The organism is Gordonia sputi NBRC 100414, from assembly GCF_000248055.1.
Lineage (GTDB): Bacteria > Actinomycetota > Actinomycetes > Mycobacteriales > Mycobacteriaceae > Gordonia > Gordonia sputi.
Map to the genome: position 1 here is coordinate 18,249 of NZ_BAFC01000123.1, position 22,227 is coordinate 40,475.

Consider the following 22,227-nt stretch of genomic DNA (forward strand, 5'->3'; position numbering starts at 1 on the left):
AAGGAGAACCATCATGTTTGGTCGATTCAGTCGAGACGACAAGATGATGCTGGCATTTGCCACGCAAGAAGCCGCCGACCTGGGACATCACCAGCTCGGCAACGACCACCTCATCCTTGGCATGCTGTGCAACGCGCGTTCGCCGTTGTTCGGGCTGCTCGGTGAGCAGGGTCTGAAGCTCGACGCGGCGCGTGACGTCGTGCGGGCATACCACGAAGAGAACGACGCCGACGAGGAGAAGGCCGCCGAGCAGAGCGCGGCCGACCGCTACGAGGAGGATCGCGAGGCTCTCAAGAGCATCGGTATCGACCTCGACAAGGTGCGCGCCGCCGTGCGTGATCGCTTCGGCGACGACCTCTCCGAAGGCTGGGCCGAACGCCCCGAGCGTGGCCGCGGTCCGCGTGGTCGCGATTGCGGTCCTCGAGGCGGGGGTCCCCGTGGTCGAGGCCGTGGACACGGTCACGGTCACGGTCACGGCAGGGGCCGCGGTCGGGGCTTCGGCCCTGGCTTCGACCCGCGCGAGGGCTTTGATCCGCGTCGCGGAGGGCCCGGGGGCTTCCCTGGTGGTCCGTTCCCGGGTGGTCCGTTTGGCGGTGGCCCCTTCGGGCCCGAGGGTTCGTTCGGTGCCGAGTTCGGTCCCGGGCAGTTCGACGGCGAGCCCGACGGTCGGGGCCCCTGGGAGCCCGGTCGCGGACGGCGCGGCCCCCGCGGTCGCGGTGGCCGGCCACGCTTCGCGGCGGAGACGCGCGACGCCTTCCGGGCCGCGGTCGAGATCGCGCGTGAGCGCAACGACCAGCTCCGCGCCGAGTATCTACTCCTGGGCATCCTAAAGTGCAACGACCCGGCGTCGCGCGCCGTCGTCGAATCTGCCACGAGCGCAGAGGATCTCAAGGCCGCCGTGCTGGCGAGCCTGCCGGAGGTCGACGCGGAGGTCTGATCTCGCAGGTCTGATCTCTCGGGCCGCAGCGAGCGCAGAAAGTTACACCTCAGGGGTGGTTCGCCTGTACCGGTACAGGTGGACCACCCCTGACTCGTAGGTTTCTGCGCAGCCCGCGACCCTGTGGAGAGATTTTCCGCGCGTGCCCGAATCGGGTGCACACTGTGTTGCCATGGACGACTTCGGTGTGCATCCGGTGGCATCGCTGCTCCGTGACGGAATGTCGCCGAGAGATGTTCGACGCGCCGTCGAGGAGGGCCAACTACAGCGAGTACGCCACGGCTGGATGGCCGCCGATGGTGCAGACCCGCTGGTCGTCGAGGCAGTCCGCGCGGGCGGCTGCCTCACGTGCGTGGCGGCGCTCAAGCTGCACGGGTTCTGGATTCCGCCGCGCGTCAAGGCATTACACGTACGAGGGACCGCCTCGGCGCATCGTCGACATCCTCGACGATTCTGCCGCCAGTACGGCGGACACACCAGGGTCGACGCCGCCGTCGACGATCCGGTGACCGCCCTGCGCCACGCCCTGCGATGCCTCACCGGCGAGCAGACGATCGTCGTCACCGACTCGATGCTGCACCGCCGATACCGTTACGACGCAGGCGAACTCGCACGCAAACCCGGCGGCGACGAGGGTGATGAGGAGTCCGACCTCGTCGTGCCCACCGTCGAGCAGATCCACTCGGCGTTCGACGGTGCGCCGAAGTCGGTGAGACGACTGCTCGACGAGTGCGACCCCAAGGCCGCGTCGGGCATCGAGTCGATCACGCGGGTTCGTATCCGCCGCAAGGGTGTACGCCTCACGACGCAGGCGCACATTCCGGGCGTCGGGCATGTCGACATGCTGATTGGCGACAGGCTCGTCGTCGAGGTCGACGGTTATGCGTTCCACTCCGAGAAGGAGAACTTCCAAGAGGACCGTCGTCGAAACCAGGTGCAGGCCGCGGGCAACTACGTGTATATGCCGTTCACCTACGACGATGTCATCGACCGGTGGCCCCACGTCGAGGCGACGATCATGGGCGCCGTCCACAACGGGGTGCACCTCAATCCCCGACGGCGCTCGACAACGATCCTCACGTCCGATGAGTTCTTCGAACAGATCAGCTCGCGCAGATAGTTACCACTCTGGGGTGCCTCGCCTGTACCGGTACATGCGCGCCGTCCGCGGGCTGTAGTTTTCTGCGCCCCGGTCGGGCCCGGGCCGTTAGCTGACCCGCCCGCCCGCTACCCGACCGCCAACCCGACGGCCGTGAGCACGGCCCACGCGAGCATGGCCATGCCGGTGGCGCCGAGCGAGGGAATGAGCCCCGGGCCGACAGCTCCCGCGCGGACCGCCTGGTAAGCCTTCCACAGGAGGGGAGCGGCGAGCAGCCCGAGCAGTGCCCACGGGGTGGCTGCCACGAGCACCACGCTCATCACGAGCGGAATCAGCAGCAGCACTCCGTAGAAGCGTCGGGTTGCCGCGTCGCCCATGCGCACGGCCAGGGTGTTCTTGCCGGACTCGCGGTCGGTGGGGATGTCGCGCAAGTTGTTGACCACGAGCACCGCCGTCGAGAGCGAGCCGACTCCGACCGCGCACGCCAGTCCTACCCAGTCGACGGTCCCGACGGTGACGTATTCGGTGCCCAGCACCGCGACGAGGCCGAAGAAGACGAAGACCGCGACCTCGCCGAGTCCGATGTAGCCGTATGGCTTCGACCCTCCGGTGTAGAACCACGCACCCGCGATGCAGATCGCTCCGATGATCACGAGCCACCAGGCCGTCGTCGCGGCGAGCACCAGACCGCACACCGCCCCGATCCCGAAGCAGAGGAATGCCGCGCGCTTGACCGACTCCGGTGATGCGGCTCCCGAGCCGACGAGCCGCATCGGGCCGACGCGCTCATCGTCGGTGCCGCGGATGCCGTCGGAGTAGTCGTTGGAGAAGTTCACGCCGATGATGAAGGCAATCGCGACGACCGCGGCCAGCGCCGCCTTCCACCAGTTCACGCCGCCGATGTGAAGGCCTGCGCCGACACCGGCGACGACGGGTGCGATCGCGTTGGGGAGTGTGCGGGGTCGCGCCCCGGCGATCCACTGCTTTGGGGTTGCCACCCTAGAACCCTAGCTACTGGCTCGACAGTCCGAACGCGGTGAGTACGGCCTTCGTCGCATCGGCAGAGGGGAAGGCGCCGTGGACGTCGATCACCTGGATGCCCTCGGCGTCCATGGCGGCGGCGTATCCGGCGCTCGGATCCGACGATGCGCCGTCGACGCTCTGCTTGATCACGGCGATCTTGGCATTCGGATACTTCTTGGTGAGTTGGTCGATCAGCGGCTGGACCTGTGCCGCGAGCGGTGTGCTCTGATCGGGAGTGGCCGTGTAGTTGAGCAGGATGAGATCGGGTGTGACCTCAGGGCGGATCAGCTTGGCGAGGTTCTGCTGCGCATACGAGGGGCCCTTGCCCGCGGTGCTTCCGTTCCAGTATCCGATCGGACCGTTGGCGCCCTCGCCGAGTCCCGTCATAGGTCCGTACACCTCGGTGGAGGTGTTCCAGTACTTGGTGGCGACCGGACGGTCGAGCGCCTTGCTGATCGCCGAGCCCAGCGTCGGCGCCCAGCCCTGCTGATCGGCACCCGTGGCATCGCCCAGCAGCACAATGGTTTTGGGCGTCTTTGGCGCGGCCTTGGCGCTGTCCATGAACGCGACTGTGGCCGGGGTCGCAGTCGGTGCGGCACTCGATGGCGCAGCGTTCGACGGCGTACCGCTCGACGCGGTTGAACTGACGCCGCTTGTGCGGTTCCCCGATACCACCAGTCCGACGACCAGCACGACAACGCAGACGATCATGACCACCCAGGCCCAGATCGGTGCGGAAGCCCAGATTCGCTTCAGCAGACTTCCCATGCGGTTTACCACTCCATCTTCTTTACCCACGCCCCGAAGGGTCACAATAGCGGCACCTCGGTCAACAGTCGCTCCGGACGTGCAAACCGCGCATTCGCGCCCCGATCCACTCGCCGAGGATGGGGCCCGGATCGAAGGAGTGTCCGAGTCCCTCGCGCCGATCGCGCTCGACCCTATCTCCGACGCTGCAGGCGCGCGTAACTGCGGCTTCGGTCACCTGCACAGGATTGATCTCGTCGGCGCTTCCGTAGATCGCGAGAATGGGCACGTCCGTTCTCGCGGACGGTAACGCGAAGCGCTGCAGGGTGTTTCGAAGCTGCTCAGTAGCGTCCGACGAGTCCTGTGTGGCCGTCGAGCCCAACGCCTGAGGGTCGGGGCTGTGTGACTGCGCGGCCAGGGCGCTGCGACCGGTGGCGCAAGACAACCTGGAGTCGACGTCGTTGGTCGAGAGTCCTGGCAGATAGGTACCGGGATCGATGCGTGAGTCCGTCCGCGACGCCCCGACGACGATCAGCGGATAGAGGAAACGCTGGGCTGTATTGAGTGTGCCGTGGGCTGCGGCGTCGGCGTAACCGGTCATGTCCAGAACCGGCGACATTGCGACAGCTCCTACGAGCTCTCCTGTCTGCGTTGAGTTTTCGTACTCTGAGTGCTCGTATTCGCCGTACTGCTCGGCTGTTGCCCACGCCGCTGCGCCTCCCTGTGACGGGCCGACGACGACCCACTTCGCGCCGATCGTCGGCTCGACCGAACGTGCAGCGTGCACACTGTCGATGACGTTGTACGCGGCGGTGCGCGGCTCGAGGTAGGGGTGCGCCGGGGCGTCGACGCGTGTGCTCAGCCCCTGGTAATCGGTGGTCACCACGGCGTATCCGGCGCGGATGAACGAGCCGATCAGTGATACCTCGCCGAACATGTCCGGGTGATCCGACGGCCCGCAGTCGCGCGCGAGCCCCGTCGTGCCATGCGCGAAAGCGATCAGCGGCCACCCGCCCGCGGGCCACGAGCCACCCGGGACGAACACCGCTCCGGTGACAGCGGTCTGCGAGTTGTCGACTCCCGAGGTCGAGGTGTAGTTCAGTCGGGTGACACGGGTGTGCGGCGGCAGCACCGCCGTCCACGAGTCGAGGCCGGGCGACGTCGCGAGCACATCACCGCGTGCCTGTGTGGTCTTCGTCACTGGCGCGGGCGATGCGTCGTTTCCGCAGGCCGTAGCCACGCACAGCGTGACCACGCACGCGTACGCGACGACCAACGCTTTTCTCACACGGAGAATCTAGCGGGTCGCGCGAACACGGTGCCGTCTGCTTGCGCGGGGGTGCCCCGTCCATGATTCTGTTCCGCGTGGGAGTGCAGATCGGCATGCGTGACGACGCGACAGCAACGCGGCGTCGTCATGGCTCCCCGCCCATACCGTTGCGGGACCCCAATGTGGTGACCGTTCCGCGCGACGGCGAGGTCTACGCCTATCTCGGACCGCAGATGAGATGGGTCCAGCTCTTCCTGATTGCGGCGTTCGTCCTCGCGGGTGCGTCGCTATTCGTCTTCGCAACGGCGCATCCGTTGCTCTGGCCCGCGCTGATCGTCCTCGCGCTCAACGCGGCGAGTGTGGTCTTCGCGGCGTGTACAGGCATGGCACGACGCCGCGTGCAGTGGCGTTCGCATCAGACACTCGCTGCGAACTGGGAGCCGGCCGACGCCCGATACCCGCGTGTCGACGTTTTTCTGCCCACGTGCGGCGAAAGCCTCGCCATCCTGCGCAACACCTACGAGAACGTCTCGCACCTGTCGTGGGGGAGCCGGATCAAGTTCTACGTCCTCGACGACGCGGCGCGGCCAGGCGTCGAATTCCTCGCCGAAGAATACGGTTTCACCTACATCGTCCGGCCCAACCGCGGTGAGCTCCGTAAGGCGGGAAACCTCAGGCACGCGTTCGGGATCAGTTCCGGGCATCTCATCGTGATCTTCGACGCCGACTTCTGTCCGCGCCCCGACTTTCTCTGGCATCTCGTGCCCTACCTCGACGATCCGCGAGTGGGCGTGGTGCAGGATCCGCAGACCTTCGCCACCACCGAATCGATGAACTGGATTCAGCGGACGGCGGGGGCGACACAGGAATTCTTCTACCGTTGGGTGCTGCCCTCACGCGACGGCTTCGATGCCGCGACCTGTGTCGGCACCTCTGCGGTGTACCGGCGGTCGGCGCTCGAGGCCGTTGGCGGGTTCGCGCCGATCGACCACAGCGAGGACCTGCATACGGGACGGCATCTGCAGCAGGCCGGTTACCGGGTCAGCTACGTCCCGGTGGTGCTCTCGCGCGGGTTGTGTCCGGCCGACCTCGCCGGATTTCTCAACCAGCAGTACCGCTGGTGCATGGGATCGCTGTCGCGCCTTCCGAATCCGGCGCTGGCCACAGCTCCCGTCCGCCCGACGATACGGCAGCGCCTCGCGGCCTTGGCGGGTGTGTTCTACTACCTGACGACCGCTATGAACGTCTTCATGCTCTTCATTCCGGGGATCGTGATGGTCGCGTTCTATCCCGCCGATGTGCATCCGGCCCAACTCGTTCCGTTCCTCCTGGGACTGTGGGTGTATGTGGTGCTCTTTCCGTTGGTGTCGCGCAGCAGGTGGCGATTCGAGGTGCTCCGGATTCAGATGGCGTACAGCTTCGCGCATACGGTTGCCATCTGGCACAAGCTCACCGGCCGCGAGAAGAGTTGGGTACCCACAAGTGTTGTCGGAAAGACGAATTCACTCGCGCGGTCGATCAGTCTGCTCGGAGTGATCGCACTTGGCGGATCACTCGCACTCTTCTGGGTTCTCGTCGTGCGTGACGTGTTGGAGCATGGGTTGTGGGACTTCTTCATGCTTGTCGGATTCGTGGGGGCCTACACCTACCTGGCCCTGCCGCTGTTGTCCGAGTTCATCAAGATACTCATCTCGCATCAGCGTGGACCGTCGAAGCTCTCCGACGAGATCGGCGCTGCCACTGCGACTGCTGAGGCGCCCGACGTCACGGAGCGCGCGGCATGACTGAACCCGAGTTCGATCCGCACGCTCCCGAGTGCCGCTCGCCCGAGCGCCCAGAGGTGACGGAACGACGCCCCGCCGAACCCAATTGGAACCGCATCACTGTGTTCGAGGTGATCGGCTACACGCTTGCGATCGTCTTCATCGGGGTGCTCGCGATGGGCGTCTTCGACATCATGCTCCCGTGGTCGACGTGAGACTGACCGACATCCTCGCGCCTGCCGCCCCCGCAGCCCCCAAGCGACAGTTCTTCGACGACATCGCGGGTCTGCGCGGCATCGCGGTGCTCGTGGTCGTGGCGTTCCACTCGCGTATCCCGTTCATCCCCGGCGGATTCGTGGGCGTCGACATCTTCTTCGTCATCTCCGGATTCCTCATCACTCGGCAGCTCGTCAACGAGTTCGAGCAGACAAAGACGGTGTCGTTCAAAGGGTTCTATGCTCGACGCTGCCGCCGCATCATTCCGGCGGCCTCGTTGGTGATCGTCGTTTCACTGGTGGCCGCCATCATCACGATGCCGCTGCTGAAGGTGTTCAAGCAGTCGCTCGATCTGCTCGCGGCGGCAGCGAACGTTGCCAATTGGCACTTCATCGCGCAGAACGCCGACTACCTCTCGGGTGCGATCGACGGCAGCCTCGCGACGCATTTCTGGTCGCTGTCGATCGAGGAGCAGATCTATCTCGGCTGGCCACTGGTCATCTTTGCCGCAGCTGTTGTCGTGACGAGAACCGCACTGCGCAGACGTGTTTCGGCGCGCATCTCCATTGGCGTGGTCGTCGGTGTGATCACGGTGGTCTCCCTTGTCTGGTGTATCCAGACAACCGCGGTCGACCCCGCGTACGCCTACATGGCGACCCAGACCCGTATCTGGCAGTTCGGCGTCGGTGCACTCATCGCCGTCGCGGCGCCCTGGCTCACCCGGGCTCCCGCCGCTGGTCGAGCTTGTCGAGACCACCCCGCCGCTGGTCGAGCTGCTCCCGCCGCTGGTCGAGCTGCTCCCGCCGCTGGTCGAGCTGCTCCCGCCGCTGGTCGAGCTTGTCGAGACCACCTCGCCGTCCGCATCGTGGCAGTGGTGCTCGGCTGGGCTGGTCTCGCGGGCATCGCTGCGGCGTGTGTGCTGATCGATTCGCGCACACCATATCCGGGCACCGCTGCGCTCCTGCCGACGCTCTCGGCAGCACTCGTCATCGTCTCGGGCCAACTCGCAGGTACGGGTCTGCCGCTCGTCGGTAGCCTGCTCTCACTCGCGCCGCTGAGGTTCCTCGGCAGAGTGTCGTACTCGTGGTACCTGTGGCACTGGCCCGTGCTCGTCATCTTCGAGGCGCAGACCGGCATCCGCTCCTGGCAGATCCTGGTGGCGGTGTCTGTGGGTTCGCTTGCGATAGCGACGTTGTCGACGCTGTACTTCGAGGAACCGATCATCGCCAACGCCGAACTCCGCCGCAACGCGTCGGCGTCGATCTCTGTCGGAGTCACCGGCCTGGTCGTCGCGCTGTCGGTGGCGATGACCTCGGGCGTCCTTGTGGTGAAGGCCGCGAGTCGTGACACCGTCGCGCATGCGTCGTTGAGCTATGACGCGGTCTTCGGACAGGCGCGCTCGGCGATGAGTGGACCGGTCACACCCAACCCCTTCCAGGCATACGACGACAGGCCATCTCCCACCGAATGCCTTGTTCCGGTGGGCCAGCAGGCGCCGACCCGATCGTGCGTCTTCGGACGCGCGGGTGGCATCCCGGTGGTGCTCTTCGGTGACAGTCACGCCGAACAGTGGTCCGAGGCCATCCGCAGTATCGGTGACGCGCACGGCTGGCAGATACACCAGTTCACCAAGGCGGCGTGCCCGGCCCAAGATCTGACTCCGCGCCCGCGCCAACAGGATCCGTTCAACAAGCAGGACTGTCTCGACTGGCGTACGTCGTCCCTCGCCGCGATCGACCAACTCCGCCCGAAGATCATCGTCGTCTCGTCGCTGTCGACCTACGTTCCCGATTACGCGTCGTCGCAGGAAGCGTGGAACCGCACGCTGGCCAGACTCCGCGCGACCGGCGCACGCCTGGTGTACATCGAGGACACTCCGTATCCGGGGTTCCAGATCGCCGACTGCATGTCCGGCGCGCTGGACAACTGGCACCGTTGCGATTTCGGGCTCGACGGCTTCACCCGCATCGAGCCCATACTCGACGCCCAGGCGCGCGGCCAAGACTCCGACATCACCTCGATCGGTGTCAATGACCTACTGTGCGAGGCCAATACGTGTTTCCCAGCCCGCAACAAGATCATGTTCTACCGCGACGACTCGCACCTGACGAACACGGCCGCAACGGTTCTCGAGCCTGCACTCGTCAGCAGACTCGACGCGCAGCGATTCGACTACACCGCCCGCTAAGTGCCCTGTAGTTTGGCAGTGGACTCGCGAAATGCGTTGAGGCTCTGCGGCGTCGAGTTGAATCGCCAGTCACGTTCTTTGTCGGTCTGGAACCATAGCGCCCCGTCGAGGCGGTCGGTGGCCTCGACGATGCCGAAGAAGCGTCGAATCCACGTTGCCTTGTCGTCGGGTGCCGCGCCGTCGGCGCTCGCGACCTCGGTGACGAGGATCGGGCGGTCGGAGTCGAGGCGGGCCAACGTTGTGAGGCTCGTGCTGAAGAGTTCCTCGGGCCACTGCCATCGATGCCCGGCGCCCTCGCCCCAGTTGTATCCGTCGAGACCGAGGTAGTCGACGTGGTCGTGGCCGGGGAATGCCGTCGTGAAATCGGTTGTCCCAGCAGTGCGTACGTTGGGCGCCCAGACGAAGCGGACGTTGTCGGCGTGCGCGTCGTCGAAGATCGAATGCATGCGTAGCCACGCTGCCCGGTAGTCGTCGGCGGTGTTACCGCTGACGCCGATCGACCACGGATACCAGGTACCGTTCATCTCCTGCGCGAAGCGCAGCAGCACAGGCTTGCCCCACGAGGTCAGGCTCGAGGCCCACTTGCGCAGTTCGCCGTCGAAAACCCCGTCGGCGATGCGCGCCAACGAAAACAGCGGCTGCACTGTGCCGGCCGTGGGGTTCCACGGTTCCAGGGTCAGCAGCGGCACTGCCCCCGACGTCGCAATCGCGTCGAGTTCTGCGGTGGGCATCGAGTCGCCGAACGACACGAATCGGTGCAGATAGTGCGGTGCGCTGCCCGCGAGTTCGGTCAGCCGCGCGATGGGTGTCGACGATGCGGCGTCGCGGGGGAGGACCTCGGGGATGAATGCGCCCCAGGTGTGTCGTGGGGGCGTCGCCTCAGGTGAAGGCCGCGGAGCGGGCGAGCATGCCGCAAGCAGGGCTGCTCCGCCGAGCGTTGCCAGGCGCAGGGCGTCGCGTCGTCGAATGGCGTGCGCTGTCACTGGGCAATTGTGAGCTGTGCGATCCACATATCCCAGCTCGAGTCGGACGTGTACGCGGAATGTTGGTGAGTTGTGTTGGGCGGATAGTCGCCGGGCGAGGGATCGGGCAACCACACCTCGGCCATGTTGTGGTCCTGGTCGACGACGTACCTGCCGTCGATCAACCGTATGGAGACGCCTGATTCACCGATGTAGGGTTCCAGCACCCGACCTCGGGCGAGACTGGCAACGCCGTCGCCGATGTAGTCGGTGAATCTGACCAGGTTGATCCAGCGTCCGCCGAGTTCGCGTCGTAAGCGCAGGTGCGTCAGATGGCTCAGTGCTGCGGGAAACGCCCGTCCGTAGGCCCACCCGAGCTGAGAACCGTAGGTCAGCAGTGAAATCCGACGCTGCTGCTCCACGGGTAGCCGATGGGCGAGGGCGTACATGATCATCGTCCCCTGGCTGTGCGCCGCGAGGATCACAGTGCGGGACGGCTCCTTCTCCCAGACGTTGGCGAGGAAGCGCTGGAGATCGCGGATGGCGCGCGGCGCGTAGGCAGGAGGGACCAACGGGTGCGCTTCACGCGGCCAGAACGACGCGAGATCCCACAGCACTCCGAGTGATCGCCCACTCTTGCGTGGGCTGCGCGCCGCGTTGTACATCGCGCGTAGGAGTAGCAGGTCGATGAGTGCCAGCGCCACGATCCCGATGCCCTGCACCGGACCACTGCCGTCGACCACCCCGAGATGAAAGGAGAGTCGGTCTCCTCGTGCGAGGAGCCCCGCTGCCATGGCGCACACCGCGACGACCAGAACGCAGGCCGGGATCGTCAGTTTCGCAGTGGCGACCGCCCAGTTCAGCTTCACTCCGAACTTCGTGCTCGGCGCGAGCCCAAGGGGATCAAGTCCAACCGATTGTTGTTGTGGCACAGTCAGGAACGATCGTTCCCTGCCATTCGCGACCACGATTCCGACGAGAAACACCAGCGCGCCCAGCCCACAGACGACCACGGTGACGCCCCACATCCACGCCGTGTCTGTGTAGACGTCGGGGAGGTAGATCTCAGAGGGCTCGCCACCGGTGTGCTCGAGGACGAACGCCACGACACGGGTGAGGCCCATTCCCATTCCCGCGCCCCACACGACACCGATCGCGGCCACGAATGGCCCGTGTAGCCCGCGAAGCCAGGGGCCCGCCGGCCCGGTGCCGCGCCACCACCGTGAAAATCGGCGCGTGTGCTCAAAGCGGTTGCGTGGGAGCACCAAAGAGCAGAAAGTTGCTGCAATCGCCACAGCCACGAGGAGTGCGTCGGCGCCGAAGAACCACGCGATGACTGTGTCATCCGGGCGCGCGGGATCGAGGAGCGTGGCCGTGAGGACGAGGACTGCGCCGGCACCGGCGATCCACAGCGCAGCCCACCGTCCTGTGAAGACCTGAGCCCACCAGGGAGGCGTCGACGTCGCGCGGGGATCGGTACACACGGCGGTGGCAGCCGAGACAATCACCAGCACAGCGACTATGAGAGTGCGAGACACACTTGGCAGGGCGCCGGCACCCACGACGAGTGCCGCGGTGAGGATTCCGGCCACTGCGTGCGTGGTGATCAACAATGTCGCTCTGCCGTCAGACGGACGCACGAAGGAGTCTTGTGAGATCAGCGGCACGCCGCCGGTCGGGGTGTCAGTCGGGGAGAGGACATCAGTGTCGTTGTTGCCGTAGAACGCGACCACTGCGCCGACGCCGAACAGTGCTGCCAGACTTACCAATACCCAGGTCGTGTGCCAGAAATCACCGGTGACCCGGCTGAACAGGACGCCGTCGATGAGGAACGCCAATTGCGCGACCATGGTCGCGGTCAACGCGAGCCCGAGAAGCCGTACTGCGATCCGGGCGAGGCATACCGACGCTCTGGCGGCTGCGTTGTGTGGCGGGATCTTCGGGTACATCCACGCTGCGACGTTGACGAGGGCGAACGGGGCGAATAGCGCCCAAATCGCTTGTACGGCAAGGCCTGAGGTCATGTCGCCCCAGCGGTAGGCGATGCGGCGTTGCTGTTGCCTCAGATGTGCCGGCTGCTGCGGGCACGTCGTGAACGTGCCACGAAACGGGCTGGCACCGGAGTCCTTCATCGACTCCTTGTCGGTGCCGGGAACCTCGACGACACGGGAGCTGTCGAGGATCTGTTCTGGCGGCGTGCCGCTGACCCCGTGTGTCAGCAGTACGAGCGGTTTCTGCGCTCCGTCGCCCATGAATCAGAATTCTTACACGCGCACGCATCGCTCGGGGTGAGTAGCGACACAGGATCTTTCCGGTTCCGGAGGGCTTAGCGTCGAAGTATGTCCACAACGAGGTCGCATTCGCAGTTCATCGCGCTCGACGCCGAGGCGCTCTGGTCGGTCATCGGAGACCCGGCGCGACTACCCGAGTGGCACAGCGGGTATCGCGAAGTGAGACTCGACGGGCCGCCCGGCATCGGCGTTTGTGGTGACTACGTGCAGGCCAATCCTTCTGTGGGAGAGCTTCATCGACGGTTGGCGCCACCATTCACCATCGATGCGGCCGACGGAAGAGTGCTGGCGTTGACCCAGCCGGAGCCGGTTGCGGACACGCGCATCGAGTTCACACTAGTCCCTGTCGACGGTGGGACGGTGGTGACCGAGACCGTGACGACCACCGCTGCCGTGGGGGCGGTGAGCAGGTTCATCCTGTCGGGGGTGCCACAGCTGACCCAGCGCACCGACTTCGCGCGCCTTGCGCGCCTTGCCGGGCCCCCGAAGGTCGACGACGCGCTGACCGTCGTCATCGCGGGCGGCAGCGGTGCGCTCGGACAACACCTCGCTGCAGACCTCACCTGCCGCGGTCACCGGCCTGTGATCCTGACGCGCAGCGTCGACCCCGTGTCGCCATTCGACCAACTCGTCTGGGACGGCCGGAGTGTGGGTGCGTGGGCTGATGCCCTGGCCGTCGACGGCACGGTTGCCGTGGTCAATCTCGCGGGCAAGCTCGTCGACTGTCCGCCCACTGCGCGCAACGTCGCGGCGCTGCGTGACAGCCGCGTCGACGCCACGCGTGCGTTGGTGGAGGCGTCGAAGACGCTGCATGCTCCGGTTGCACGATGGCTGCAGGCCAGCACCACCGCGATCTGGAGCGATGCGGGCGAGCAGTGGTGTGTCGAGTCGACTCCGCTACCGGTCGGGTTGCCGCAGATGACCGGCGTCGCCCAACCGTGGGAGGAGGCTGTGGCCGGTGCGAACACCGAACACCTGACCGTCCTGCGGACCTCGATCGTCCTCGACGGCCGTTCGGCGGCGATGAAGCGGCTCGTCGACATCACCCGAGCGGGGCTCGGCGGACGCGTCGGGTCGGGCAAGCAGTGGTTCAGCTGGATTCACGTCGACGACTGGTTGGCCATCGCTCGCGCGGCGCTGGGTCTCGATCCCGACGTCGAGTTGCCCGACGGTGTGGTTGTGGGGGCGTCGCCGAATCCGGTCCGCAACGTCGAGTTGATGGCGGCGCTGCGACGCGCACTGCACCGCCCGCCCGCACCGCCCACGCCTGCGCCGATACTCAAGGTGGGTGCGGTCTTTCTCCGTACTGATCCGGCGCTCGGACTCACCGGGCGTCGCGCGCGGTCGGAGGTGCTCGCCGAGGCGGGGTTCGAGTTCAGGTTCCCCGAGCTCGACGCCGCGCTGGCGGATCTGCTCGGGCGGAGCGTGTAGCGGCGCGCAGATTTCTACGCGTCTGGGGCTGTCGGCATGTACCGGTACATACCGAGGCCCTGTGGCGCGTACTTTTCTGCGCGGTGTGGCTGTCGGCTGATCGGGTGAACCTGACCCCCGCGCACCGTCGGAAGCGGGCATAACGTGCACACTGAGGGCTCGTTTCTGAATACCTCGCTTCTCAGTACCTCGCTCCTGAACACAAGGTGGTGCCCGTGACCGGACAGTATCCCTATGGGCCTGCGCCCTCGGGCTCGTCGTCGAAGATCAGTCGAAAAGCGATCATCGCCGGTGGTGTCGGGGCGTTCTTCCTGATGATCGCCAGCTGCGGAGTCGGGACGGCCATCGGTGGGAGCGACAGCCCACAGGCGGCGCCGACGGTGACCTCTACGACGACGCTGACCGAAACCAGCGCGGCGTCGAACGAGACAGTCTGGCGCACCACCACGGTGACGGCTACGCCGACAGCGTCAACCGGGACCACGGGGACCACCACGACACAGGCGGCCGACGACGCGGACAACACTCCGCGCGGGTTCGTCGGGACGCGTACGCAGACTGCTGTGGCACCGACCACCACCTCGGATTCGGGTGGCGGAAGCGCCTATTACGCCAGCTGCGCGGCCGCACGTGCCGCTGGTGCTGCGCCGCTGTACTCGGGACAGCCGGGCTACTCGTCGAAGCTCGATCGTGACGGCGACGGAGTTGCGTGCGAGTAGCTGCGCTTCAGCTGAAGATCAGGTTCCCGGCGATCTGCCCGGCCTGTTCGATCTGTGGCAGTTCGGATTTCGAGCCGTGGGCGACGAGGTTGCTGCCGCCGGTGCTGCGGAACACGATCCCGTTGGAGTGCGCGGTCGCGAAGAAGACCACGCCGACGACGATGAAGAGCAGCCCGACCAACACGGAGACGCCGGTCAGGCCGAGCGCCCCGCTACTCATGAGAAAAAAGAGGCCGACCAGTACCGCGATGGTGCCCCACATGATGCGTCGCGACGACGTGGTGTTGCCGGTCGAGATCTGGGAGACGTGACGTAGCGGGATCTCACCGAGGAAGTGTCCGTGCTCGATGAAGCCGAAGATGACGTGCGGCTCGTGCACGATAACGCGGCGATTGGTGAGCGTCACCGTCGTCTTGATGTGCTTGAGGAGCAGGCGAGGGCTGAACTGGGCGTGATACTCGACGACTTCGCCCTCGAGTAGTGGCGGCTGAGCCGCGATGGCAGTCACGGGACAAGACCTTTCGTGTGGACTCTCGGCGGGTCGATCATCGGATGTAGGCGGTGGAGCCTTCGGGCGGCGCAGTGTTGCTGATCAGCTTTCCCAGGCAGTGGTCGCGGTCGAAGTTCTGTTGCTGACACCAGGCGACGGCCGCCTGGGGACTCGGGAACGTCTGAGCGGTGATGGTGACCCACCAACCGGATGAGCTGAACACCGACCAGTCGTCACTCCACAGCAGGCGTGCGCCCGAGAAGCGTTGGTAGTTGGCGGCGAACTCGTCGAGGATGTCTTTGTTGGTCCACGTCTTGCCGTCGGCGACGAGCCCGGGTTGCTTGGAACTGAGCTGAGCAACCCATTGGTTGTTGCTGCTCGACAGGATCCTCGCGCGGTCGGCGTCGACCTGTGCGCGAAGTGATTGTGCAGCAACACTATCCACGTTGACGCCGGTCGGCTGACCTGCCTGCGACGCCGTGGCTGACGCCGGACCGGTCGCCTGCGAGGACGAAAGTGCCGAGGTGCCTGTGGCGCCGGAGTCGGTGATCTGGATCGTGAGGTTCGAACCGCTGCTCGCGTCGGGCAGTTGGTAGAAGCTGCCCGTGGGATAGGTGAGCGTGATCTGCCGTGAGTCAGGTTGTGGCGGAACACCGATCGGTGAGCTGGAGAAATCGAAGGTGCCGTTCGCGACCGGACCCGCCGAGGATAAAACCGCAACGGCGGCCTGCGATCCCGACAGCACATCACCCCCGGAGCAGGGACTAGACGCCGTGAACGTCACGGCCAAACCGGAGCTCGTGAGCGACGCCTGCGGCGACGAGGTGGTCAACGGCTGCGCGCACCTGGTCAATGTGTCGGGGAGGTTCTGTGCGCCCGAGGCAGATCTTGTCGACGAGTTGTTCGCCTTGAGTGGCCCCTTGGTGGCAGCCCACACCGCCCCTCCGACAATGAGTGCGAACACCACGACGAGTCCGACGCCGATCAACCACCATGAGGACTTCGATGGCGGTCGGCCAGCAGGCTGATACGGCGATTGGTACGGGGCGGCCGGCGCGGCAGGTGGAATGTAGAGCCGGGCGTCCGACGCGACCTGCGATGCTTGAGTGGCTTCCCGGCCCGAGTTCGTCGGGGCCGGTGTGCCAGGGGGAAGCGTCGGTGCTGCAGCAGACGTCGACCCCTTCTTCAGGGAGATCGTGGGGGGAGCCGCGGCGGAACTGTCGAGATGGACGCGGGTGGCTGCCTCGGGTGCCTGAGGTGCGGTGGCCTCGGACGCGTTTCCTGGACTCCAGTCCATCCAGTCGAGTTGGTGGCCCGGCGACGAGTGCGGGGTCGGGTTGTCAGGCATACATGGCCGATCGGCTCCTCGATGTCGACGAAGAGATTTGAGTCTACGAGTGCGAACTCGGCCGCTGTGCTGAAAACACGTGAATAAGTGGATAATTGGTCTGATCGAGTGACATTTCGGCCTACTTGTCACCGAGGGTGACGGCGCCGACTGTTGTCGACGCGCGAGATCGGACGCGGCGGATATGCGCACTGTGTCGACTGCACGCACGTGGCGCGGCAGGGGACGCGCTCAAGGGCTTCCGCTCGCCCACGTTAGGGCGTTTGGCAGTGGTCGCTCGCTACCGCGCGCTGCCGCGGTACTTGCGGTGGTATTCGTCGTACAGATCGGCGTTGCGGACGCGCTCGTTGCGCTTGACCAGATCAGGATTCAGGCCGTGCTGTGAGAGCCGATGCCTGCGGTAGATGACGTTGAGTGCGATCGAGAAGAAGACGTACGCGATCGGGATGGGCGAGAACATGATGAACCGCACGCCCCAGTCGGCGGGCACAAAGAGCATCGGGAGCATCAGGATGATGCAGGGGATCGCCCAGCGAACCACCATGCGTCGCGCGGCGCCCTTGCCTGCCAGGTCGTTGGCGACCCAGTCGCGCATCGAGTCGGGCAACACCGCGCCGTAGCAATAGCGGACGTACTGCCAGCCCCTTGGTCGAGCCGACGTCTCTGCCATGGTTTGCGCCCTTCTCGAAATTCAATCGCGTGCTACTGAATTCTACGCGAGCGCCCGTTCCGGGCGTCGGCCAGGTGCTCCGCGGCATGCGTGAGGCGCCCGACCTGACCTCAGCCGGCCGCCCGCACCCCGCCCTCGGCGTCGACCTCCATGCGGGTGCTGGAGCCGGTGACCGGCCGATGCAGCACCGAAGCGACGCTTGTGCGGTTGGCTGGTGAAATACGGACGAAAACCTCACCGTCCTCGGCGGCACGGAGCACCTCGGTTGCCAGCCTGCTGATGCGTTCGCGGACGTCCTGGGCGATCTCCTCGGACGAGTCGTCGATGAGCACCACGTCGACGCCGCGGAGGCGAGCGTCGTACGCGGGAGTGTCGAGGTCGAGTTCGCTCATCAGCGGTGCACGCAGGCGGTCGCGCAGGTGGGCTTCGAGGACCTCGCAGTCGAGTCGTTGCGCCGGCGTGAGTTCTGCTCCCGACGCGATCAGTTCGAGGAGGGGTCGGGCGAGCGAGGCGAGTTGTCTGACCTGGCGTGTGCGTTCGTCGGCAGCCGCGCGCGACGCCGCGAGCTGAGCCACACGCACCGTCGTCTGCTGCCGTAGCGAAAACACCTCTCGCGCAGTGGGGTTCAGTGTGAACGAGAACAGCATTGCCATCAGCAGCGGGGCAGCGTCGGCGGTCACCTGCACCACGGCGAGGATGGGCCCCGCGCCGCTCATGGCGCCCCAGACGGCGAATACGACAACGGTTGCGAAAAACCCAAGCCATGGCGCGACTCGTCGTCCGCGCACCACCATGAATGCGTATATCGCCGCTGACGTTCCGTGGCTCATCGCAACCGCGACAGAGGTTATTGCAGACGCCGACGACACCGACAGGACAAGCCAACTGCACACGGGGCCCGTTGCAGCAAAGAGCACTGTCGGTGTCACCGGGAGCGGATCGCCCTCGGCTGCAACGAGACCGATCGTCGCGGCAGAATAGATAGCGGCTGCTGCAATTGGGCCCCACAGCGAGGTCACTGTGTCGCCCGACGTGAGTGCAACCAACCAGCACGCGCTGACGAACGTGCCAACGACCAACCACACACCACGTTCCCGCATGCCGAGGAGATGCCGCGCATCGGTCAGTTCGTGCGTGTCCACGAGAGCCTCACTGTTGTTCCGCGCCCGTGTTGCGATTCGATTGTCGCCGAGCCACCGTCGATCTTGGACATTCTGCCTTCGATGCTCACCGAGATGCCGAGGCGTGAGGCGGGTACCGAATTGGGGTCGAATCCTGTTCCAGTGTCGGAGATGTAGACGCTGAGACGGGCCGGGGTGGAGGTTGCATCGACTCGTGTGTGTGCGTCGGGACCGGCATGTCGTTGGGAGTTACGGACAGCCTCGGCGGCGGCCGCGGCGATCGCCGTCACCACCGCAGCGGGATAGCGTGCCGTGTCGTCCAATACGGAGGCGGACACCCTTTGTTGCGGCGCAACAAGAGCCACTGCTGCGCGGATACGGCTCAGGGTTTGCGAGGCGCCAACCTCGTCGTCGATGTCATCGGATCCCGCGCGGTCGATGGCAGTCAACGCATTTCGTGCATCCTGAACCAGCTCAGACGACGTTCCGCGTCGCGCAGCCAGTAGAAGTGTCGACATGACGCTGTCGTGCGTGAGTGCGTCGAAGCGTGCCCGTTCCGCTGAACGGGCTTGTGCTGCGGCAGCATCCGCGGTGGTCGAATAGGCTTCGGCTCGCGAGTCGTCGAGGATTCTGGCCGTGCGTCGGCCCATGATTGAGGCAACCACGAAAACCATGGAAAAGGCGTTGGCCCAGCATATCTGGGCCACGATCGGTCCGATCACCTCTGCGTGTCGGGCTAACCGGTCGGCAATGACTGACCCGGTGACCGCGACTCCGAGTACCACGAACGCCCAGGCTGGTCGAAACGCGAGGGCAGCACAGATGGCAGCGAGGCCCGGAAACATCGACAGCCACAGCCCCTGCACAGTGTGGATCTGTCCGCCGTCCCACGCGATCCACCAGAGGGCCAGTGCAATCAGGTAGCCAATGGCGCTGATGCCAGTGATGGTCTGCAGTCGACGGTAACCCGCGTGCCACGTGAGCGGACCCATCGACAGTCCGGTGCCGAAGGTCAACAGCACCGCGACCGGCGTGTACCACGGTGCAGTGATCGCTGACGCCGCGGCGACCGGAACCGCCAGCTGAACGCCGTAGAGAAGGTAGCCTGCGGCTGCGAAGAGGGTGAACTGTCGAAGGATTCGACGTCCCGCCAGGGCATCCCGCGACGTGTCGCTTACCGCCGGAGACGTCGCGGAATCGGTAGCCATCCGTCCTCTATCGCTCGCTTGTACAGGTCGGTCTTGGTGGGCGAGGGTCGGCCGACGGCTTGATAACGCAGGCGGATCCGGCTGACGTAGTCGGCGACGGTCTCAGCGGAGAGATGGAGCTCGGCCGAGACGCGTGCATTCGATTCGCCCGCCGCATACAGCTCCAGAACTCGACGTAGCTGCGGGGGAAGGTCGACGAATTCCTCATCGGAGTCGATGGCCGCTGCCCAGTCGATATTCGCGACGGTGTTGCCGTCGAGTGCCTGCGCGATGCCGTCGAGGAGTTCGGCTTCGCGTGCGTTCTTTCGGATCACTCCCAGCACCCCAGCGCTTGCGGCCTGGCGAACGAGGTAGAGCTCGTCGCCGGAGGTGTAGACGAGAACGGGAATTCCGGCGTCGGTGAGCGCGGCGATGTTGGTCAGCGGCGTGGTGCCGTCGTCGAGCCGGAGGTCGAGGAGAACCAAGTCGAGTTCGGTGGTGACAGCGAGCAGCCCGGCGACGGTGTCGGCGCCGGCGACCAGCTCGACGCCGTCGTGCTCGGCAAATGTGGCCCGCAGGCCACGCACGATTTGCTCGTGGTCGTCGACGACACCGATGCGCGCGCGGACAGGCGAGGGTGTCATGGGGACATCTTTGCCGATCCGACCGACAACGTTGAGAGTGATGAGTACCGCGAACGGTGTATCTCACCCCGATTTGGTCCGTTCGGACTACATTCGAGCGGCGACGCCCGGCTCAGGACCCGTCAGCTCCGCGGTCCGCACACGGGGACGTCGACTCGGGGCACGGGATTGTCCACCAGGGGTTGCACGGGAACGAGCGCCTCGCCGTGCGCCGACGTCGGCTCGCTGAACACCACTTTGACCTCGGCGCTCATGCCCGGTGGGATCGGTACCTGGGCGAATACAACAGGATGCCCAAGGAGCGTGCCCACTGTGAAGGGCGTCTCCTTGCCGTCGATGATCACGTGCTGCACGGTTGCGCCCCGAGTGAGTGTGAACTGCGCACTTGTGTAGTTGGTTCCCTGCGGAAAGCGTGTTTGGCGCTTCATTCGCGTACCGATCACGTAGTCAGGCAACGTCGTGTCGTGAAGTGTGTTGGTCAGTCGGACGGTGGCTGTCGATTCACGCGTGGCGCCCGAGCACACACCGGAGGCGTACGCGATCTCGCGCTTCAGGTAGTAGTCGGTCTTGTTCGCCGAGATGTTCGTCATCGTGACATTCATATATGGCGCTGATGTGTTGGATATCTGATGTCCCAAGGCCGTGGCCTCGAGGACCTGCTGCTCGTTCTTGTGGTCGCTGTAGACCATAATTCGACGTTCGTGCACGCCGCGTCCGAGTGCCTCGAGCAGTGCGCCGGTGTTGCCCGATTCGGTGCTGATCTGACCGATGACGGCTTTCGATATTTCCTGCAGATAGTGCTTGCGTGCGTCGTTGTCATCGGCAAAACGCAGATACGACGTCGAGAGCGTGATTGGTACGACGTTGTCGGCCGTGATCTTCTCGCCGTCAGCGAGCGTGACTGGACCGGTGACCTTCAGGACGTAGCTCAGCGCGATCGGGTCGAGCGCCAGGGCGCCGTCGAGTTGTTGTCCTGTCTGGCCCCTCCAGTTGGCGATCCAGATGCGAGCCGCGTCGGGAAAGTTGGGGCTGTAGTTGGAATTTCGAACGTCCAAGTACGACCTTGTCCACGCGTAGAGACGGTTGTAATCGGGGCCGAGGTCTAGCTGCGGGGTGGTTGGTTCGCTCATGTCCAAGTTCTGTCCGAGCTGTGGTGTGGTGACGTGGCCCTTCTCCGCGGACATGACGGCGAAGCCGCCGACCAGGCCGCCGGTTGCGCGGGCCTGGGACGGCGTCTGCATCGCAACGAAGTAGTGGCGGGGACCATCGAACCCAAGCATCGACGGCGCGATCAGTGCGGCGGTCTCGGTGCCGCGAAGGAACCTGGCGGTCTCGGCGATCTGACTCGTCAATTGCTTGCGTGCGTCCGACACCTGACTGGGCCATGAGTCCGAAATCTGCTGTGCCCCTTGGTTGATACGTTCTGCGTTGGTCGCGATCTCCGCGAGCTTCGGCTGCGCAACCTCGAGGGGCTGCAGGGCGAGTGTGTTGTCGGGCCCACGGAGTTTCGATGGACTGATCGTCTCGGCGAGTGCTGCACTGGGGACCAATACTTGCGACGCCAGATCCGAGACGGACGAAGTCATCTGCTTCACGCTTGTAAACGGTGAGCCGAGCCCTGGGATCGCGGCAAATGCTTTCCATACCGGATCGTTCGACGAGTCACGCGCCGCGTCGGCCGCCACCGCCGCCGACCGTGCTTCAGATTGCGCGAGCGCCGCATCTCCGTCCAGAATCGCCGCCTTCGCGCTGGTTCCGTGGCTGCGTGCATCCTCGACGTTGCTCTTGACATCGAACACGAGATACGCGAGATACGCACAGATCACGAACGCGAACGCCATTAGACCGCCAACCAGGTAGAGCCTGCGACGCCGACGGGATCGCGTCGGGGTGTCCGATGGATCTCGTCCGTCGGCTGGGCCGAAAGCGCTGTGGTCGGAATACTCCGTTACCGTTGACTGGTCGTCGACATTTGGCACAGCCAATTCCGCCCCCTGTAATACGCCCACGACTCGAAGGCACCCGTTATCGGATCCCCACGTCGAGTCGAATTCCCCTTCCAGCAGGATAGGGCATCAGCTGCCACGGCAGATATTCGCCAAGGGTGCCCGCAGAGCCAGG

Annotated in this window: 19 protein-coding genes; 7 read left to right on the plus strand and 12 right to left on the minus strand. The window is 65.4% G+C overall.

Going from position 1 to position 22,227, the window contains the following annotated elements:
* Window positions 1-13 precede the first annotated feature (13 nt).
* Together GOSPT_RS20310 and GOSPT_RS20315 are read left to right on the plus strand one after the other, a co-directional pair.
* Window positions 14-937: a Clp protease N-terminal domain-containing protein gene (locus tag GOSPT_RS20310; RefSeq protein WP_005208516.1), complete on the plus strand. Its 924-nt coding sequence runs from the start codon at window positions 14-16 to the stop codon at window positions 935-937.
* Between the two features lie 172 nt (window positions 938-1,109).
* Complete coding sequence (locus GOSPT_RS20315; RefSeq protein WP_051994099.1) at window positions 1,110-2,057, plus strand: type IV toxin-antitoxin system AbiEi family antitoxin domain-containing protein; 948 nt, start codon at window positions 1,110-1,112, stop codon at window positions 2,055-2,057.
* Between the two features lie 107 nt (window positions 2,058-2,164).
* Here the strand turns inward: GOSPT_RS20315 and GOSPT_RS20320 are convergent, their stop codons facing one another.
* From GOSPT_RS20320 to GOSPT_RS20330, 3 genes are all read right to left on the minus strand, one after another.
* Window positions 2,165-3,034: a 1,4-dihydroxy-2-naphthoate polyprenyltransferase gene (locus GOSPT_RS20320; RefSeq protein ID WP_005208521.1), complete on the minus strand. Its 870-nt coding sequence runs from the start codon at window positions 3,032-3,034 to the stop codon at window positions 2,165-2,167.
* Between the two features lie 13 nt (window positions 3,035-3,047).
* Complete coding sequence (locus GOSPT_RS20325) at window positions 3,048-3,827, minus strand: hypothetical protein (protein WP_039856849.1); 780 nt, start codon at window positions 3,825-3,827, stop codon at window positions 3,048-3,050.
* 61 nt (window positions 3,828-3,888) lie between these two features.
* Window positions 3,889-5,094, minus strand: coding sequence for a lipase family protein (locus GOSPT_RS20330; RefSeq protein WP_005208525.1), 1,206 nt, complete (start codon window positions 5,092-5,094; stop codon window positions 3,889-3,891).
* A 62-nt stretch (window positions 5,095-5,156) separates the two neighbouring features.
* Between GOSPT_RS20330 and GOSPT_RS20335 the strand changes: the two genes are divergently transcribed.
* From GOSPT_RS20335 to GOSPT_RS20345, 3 genes are read left to right on the plus strand one after another with little or no spacing between them, the layout of a single operon-like run.
* Window positions 5,157-6,860, plus strand: a complete 1,704-nt coding sequence (locus GOSPT_RS20335; protein ID WP_005208526.1) for a glycosyltransferase family 2 protein — start codon at window positions 5,157-5,159, stop codon at window positions 6,858-6,860.
* The gene (locus GOSPT_RS23720) at window positions 6,857-7,054 is read left to right on the plus strand and encodes a hypothetical protein (protein ID WP_005208529.1); all 198 of its coding nucleotides are present in this window, start codon (window positions 6,857-6,859) and stop codon (window positions 7,052-7,054) included. Before GOSPT_RS20335 ends, GOSPT_RS23720 begins: the two co-directional genes overlap by 4 nt.
* The gene (locus GOSPT_RS20345; protein WP_005208531.1) at window positions 7,042-9,243 is read left to right on the plus strand and encodes an acyltransferase family protein; all 2,202 of its coding nucleotides are present in this window, start codon (window positions 7,042-7,044) and stop codon (window positions 9,241-9,243) included. The genes GOSPT_RS23720 and GOSPT_RS20345 overlap by 13 nt, the downstream gene beginning before the upstream one ends.
* Here GOSPT_RS20345 and GOSPT_RS20350 read toward each other — a convergent pair.
* Window positions 9,240-10,226 (minus strand): glycoside hydrolase family 26 protein, encoded by a 987-nt coding sequence (locus tag GOSPT_RS20350; protein WP_005208534.1) that lies wholly within the window; start codon window positions 10,224-10,226, stop codon window positions 9,240-9,242. The two genes, GOSPT_RS20345 and GOSPT_RS20350, sit on opposite strands and share 4 nt — an antisense overlap.
* Window positions 10,223-12,457, minus strand: coding sequence for an MFS transporter (locus GOSPT_RS20355; RefSeq protein WP_005208536.1), 2,235 nt, complete (start codon window positions 12,455-12,457; stop codon window positions 10,223-10,225). The genes GOSPT_RS20350 and GOSPT_RS20355 overlap by 4 nt, the downstream gene beginning before the upstream one ends.
* An 87-nt stretch (window positions 12,458-12,544) precedes the next feature.
* Here GOSPT_RS20355 and GOSPT_RS20360 point away from each other — a divergent pair, with 87 nt between their 5' ends.
* On the plus strand, window positions 12,545-13,927 hold the full coding sequence (locus GOSPT_RS20360) for a DUF1731 domain-containing protein (protein ID WP_005208537.1): 1,383 nt from the start codon (window positions 12,545-12,547) through the stop codon (window positions 13,925-13,927).
* Between the two features lie 215 nt (window positions 13,928-14,142).
* Window positions 14,143-14,646 (plus strand): excalibur calcium-binding domain-containing protein, encoded by a 504-nt coding sequence (locus GOSPT_RS22915; protein ID WP_245548755.1) that lies wholly within the window; start codon window positions 14,143-14,145, stop codon window positions 14,644-14,646.
* A gap of 7 nt (window positions 14,647-14,653) precedes the next feature.
* On the opposite strand, the gene GOSPT_RS20370 is transcribed toward GOSPT_RS22915, so the two are convergent.
* The 7 genes from GOSPT_RS20370 to GOSPT_RS20400 form a co-directional block, all read right to left on the minus strand.
* Window positions 14,654-15,154, minus strand: a complete 501-nt coding sequence (locus tag GOSPT_RS20370) for a hypothetical protein (protein WP_005208540.1) — start codon at window positions 15,152-15,154, stop codon at window positions 14,654-14,656.
* 37 nt (window positions 15,155-15,191) lie between these two features.
* Complete coding sequence (locus GOSPT_RS22920; protein WP_005208541.1) at window positions 15,192-16,484, minus strand: hypothetical protein; 1,293 nt, start codon at window positions 16,482-16,484, stop codon at window positions 15,192-15,194.
* A 280-nt stretch (window positions 16,485-16,764) separates the two neighbouring features.
* Complete coding sequence (locus tag GOSPT_RS20380; RefSeq protein WP_005208542.1) at window positions 16,765-17,154, minus strand: DUF5313 domain-containing protein; 390 nt, start codon at window positions 17,152-17,154, stop codon at window positions 16,765-16,767.
* A gap of 110 nt (window positions 17,155-17,264) precedes the next feature.
* Window positions 17,265-18,296 carry a DUF8320 family protein gene (locus GOSPT_RS20385; protein ID WP_005208543.1) on the minus strand — a complete coding sequence of 344 codons (1,032 nt, stop codon included), beginning with the start codon at window positions 18,294-18,296 and terminating at the stop codon, window positions 17,265-17,267.
* Window positions 18,278-19,483, minus strand: coding sequence for an ATP-binding protein (locus GOSPT_RS20390; RefSeq protein ID WP_005208544.1), 1,206 nt, complete (start codon window positions 19,481-19,483; stop codon window positions 18,278-18,280). Before GOSPT_RS20390 ends, GOSPT_RS20385 begins: the two co-directional genes overlap by 19 nt.
* Entirely contained in the window at window positions 19,450-20,106 is a 657-nt protein-coding gene (locus tag GOSPT_RS20395; RefSeq protein WP_005208546.1) for a response regulator, read from the minus strand. Before GOSPT_RS20395 ends, GOSPT_RS20390 begins: the two co-directional genes overlap by 34 nt.
* A 122-nt stretch (window positions 20,107-20,228) precedes the next feature.
* Entirely contained in the window at window positions 20,229-21,947 is a 1,719-nt protein-coding gene (locus GOSPT_RS20400; protein WP_231894904.1) for a DUF4012 domain-containing protein, read from the minus strand.
* Window positions 21,948-22,227 lie beyond the last annotated feature (280 nt).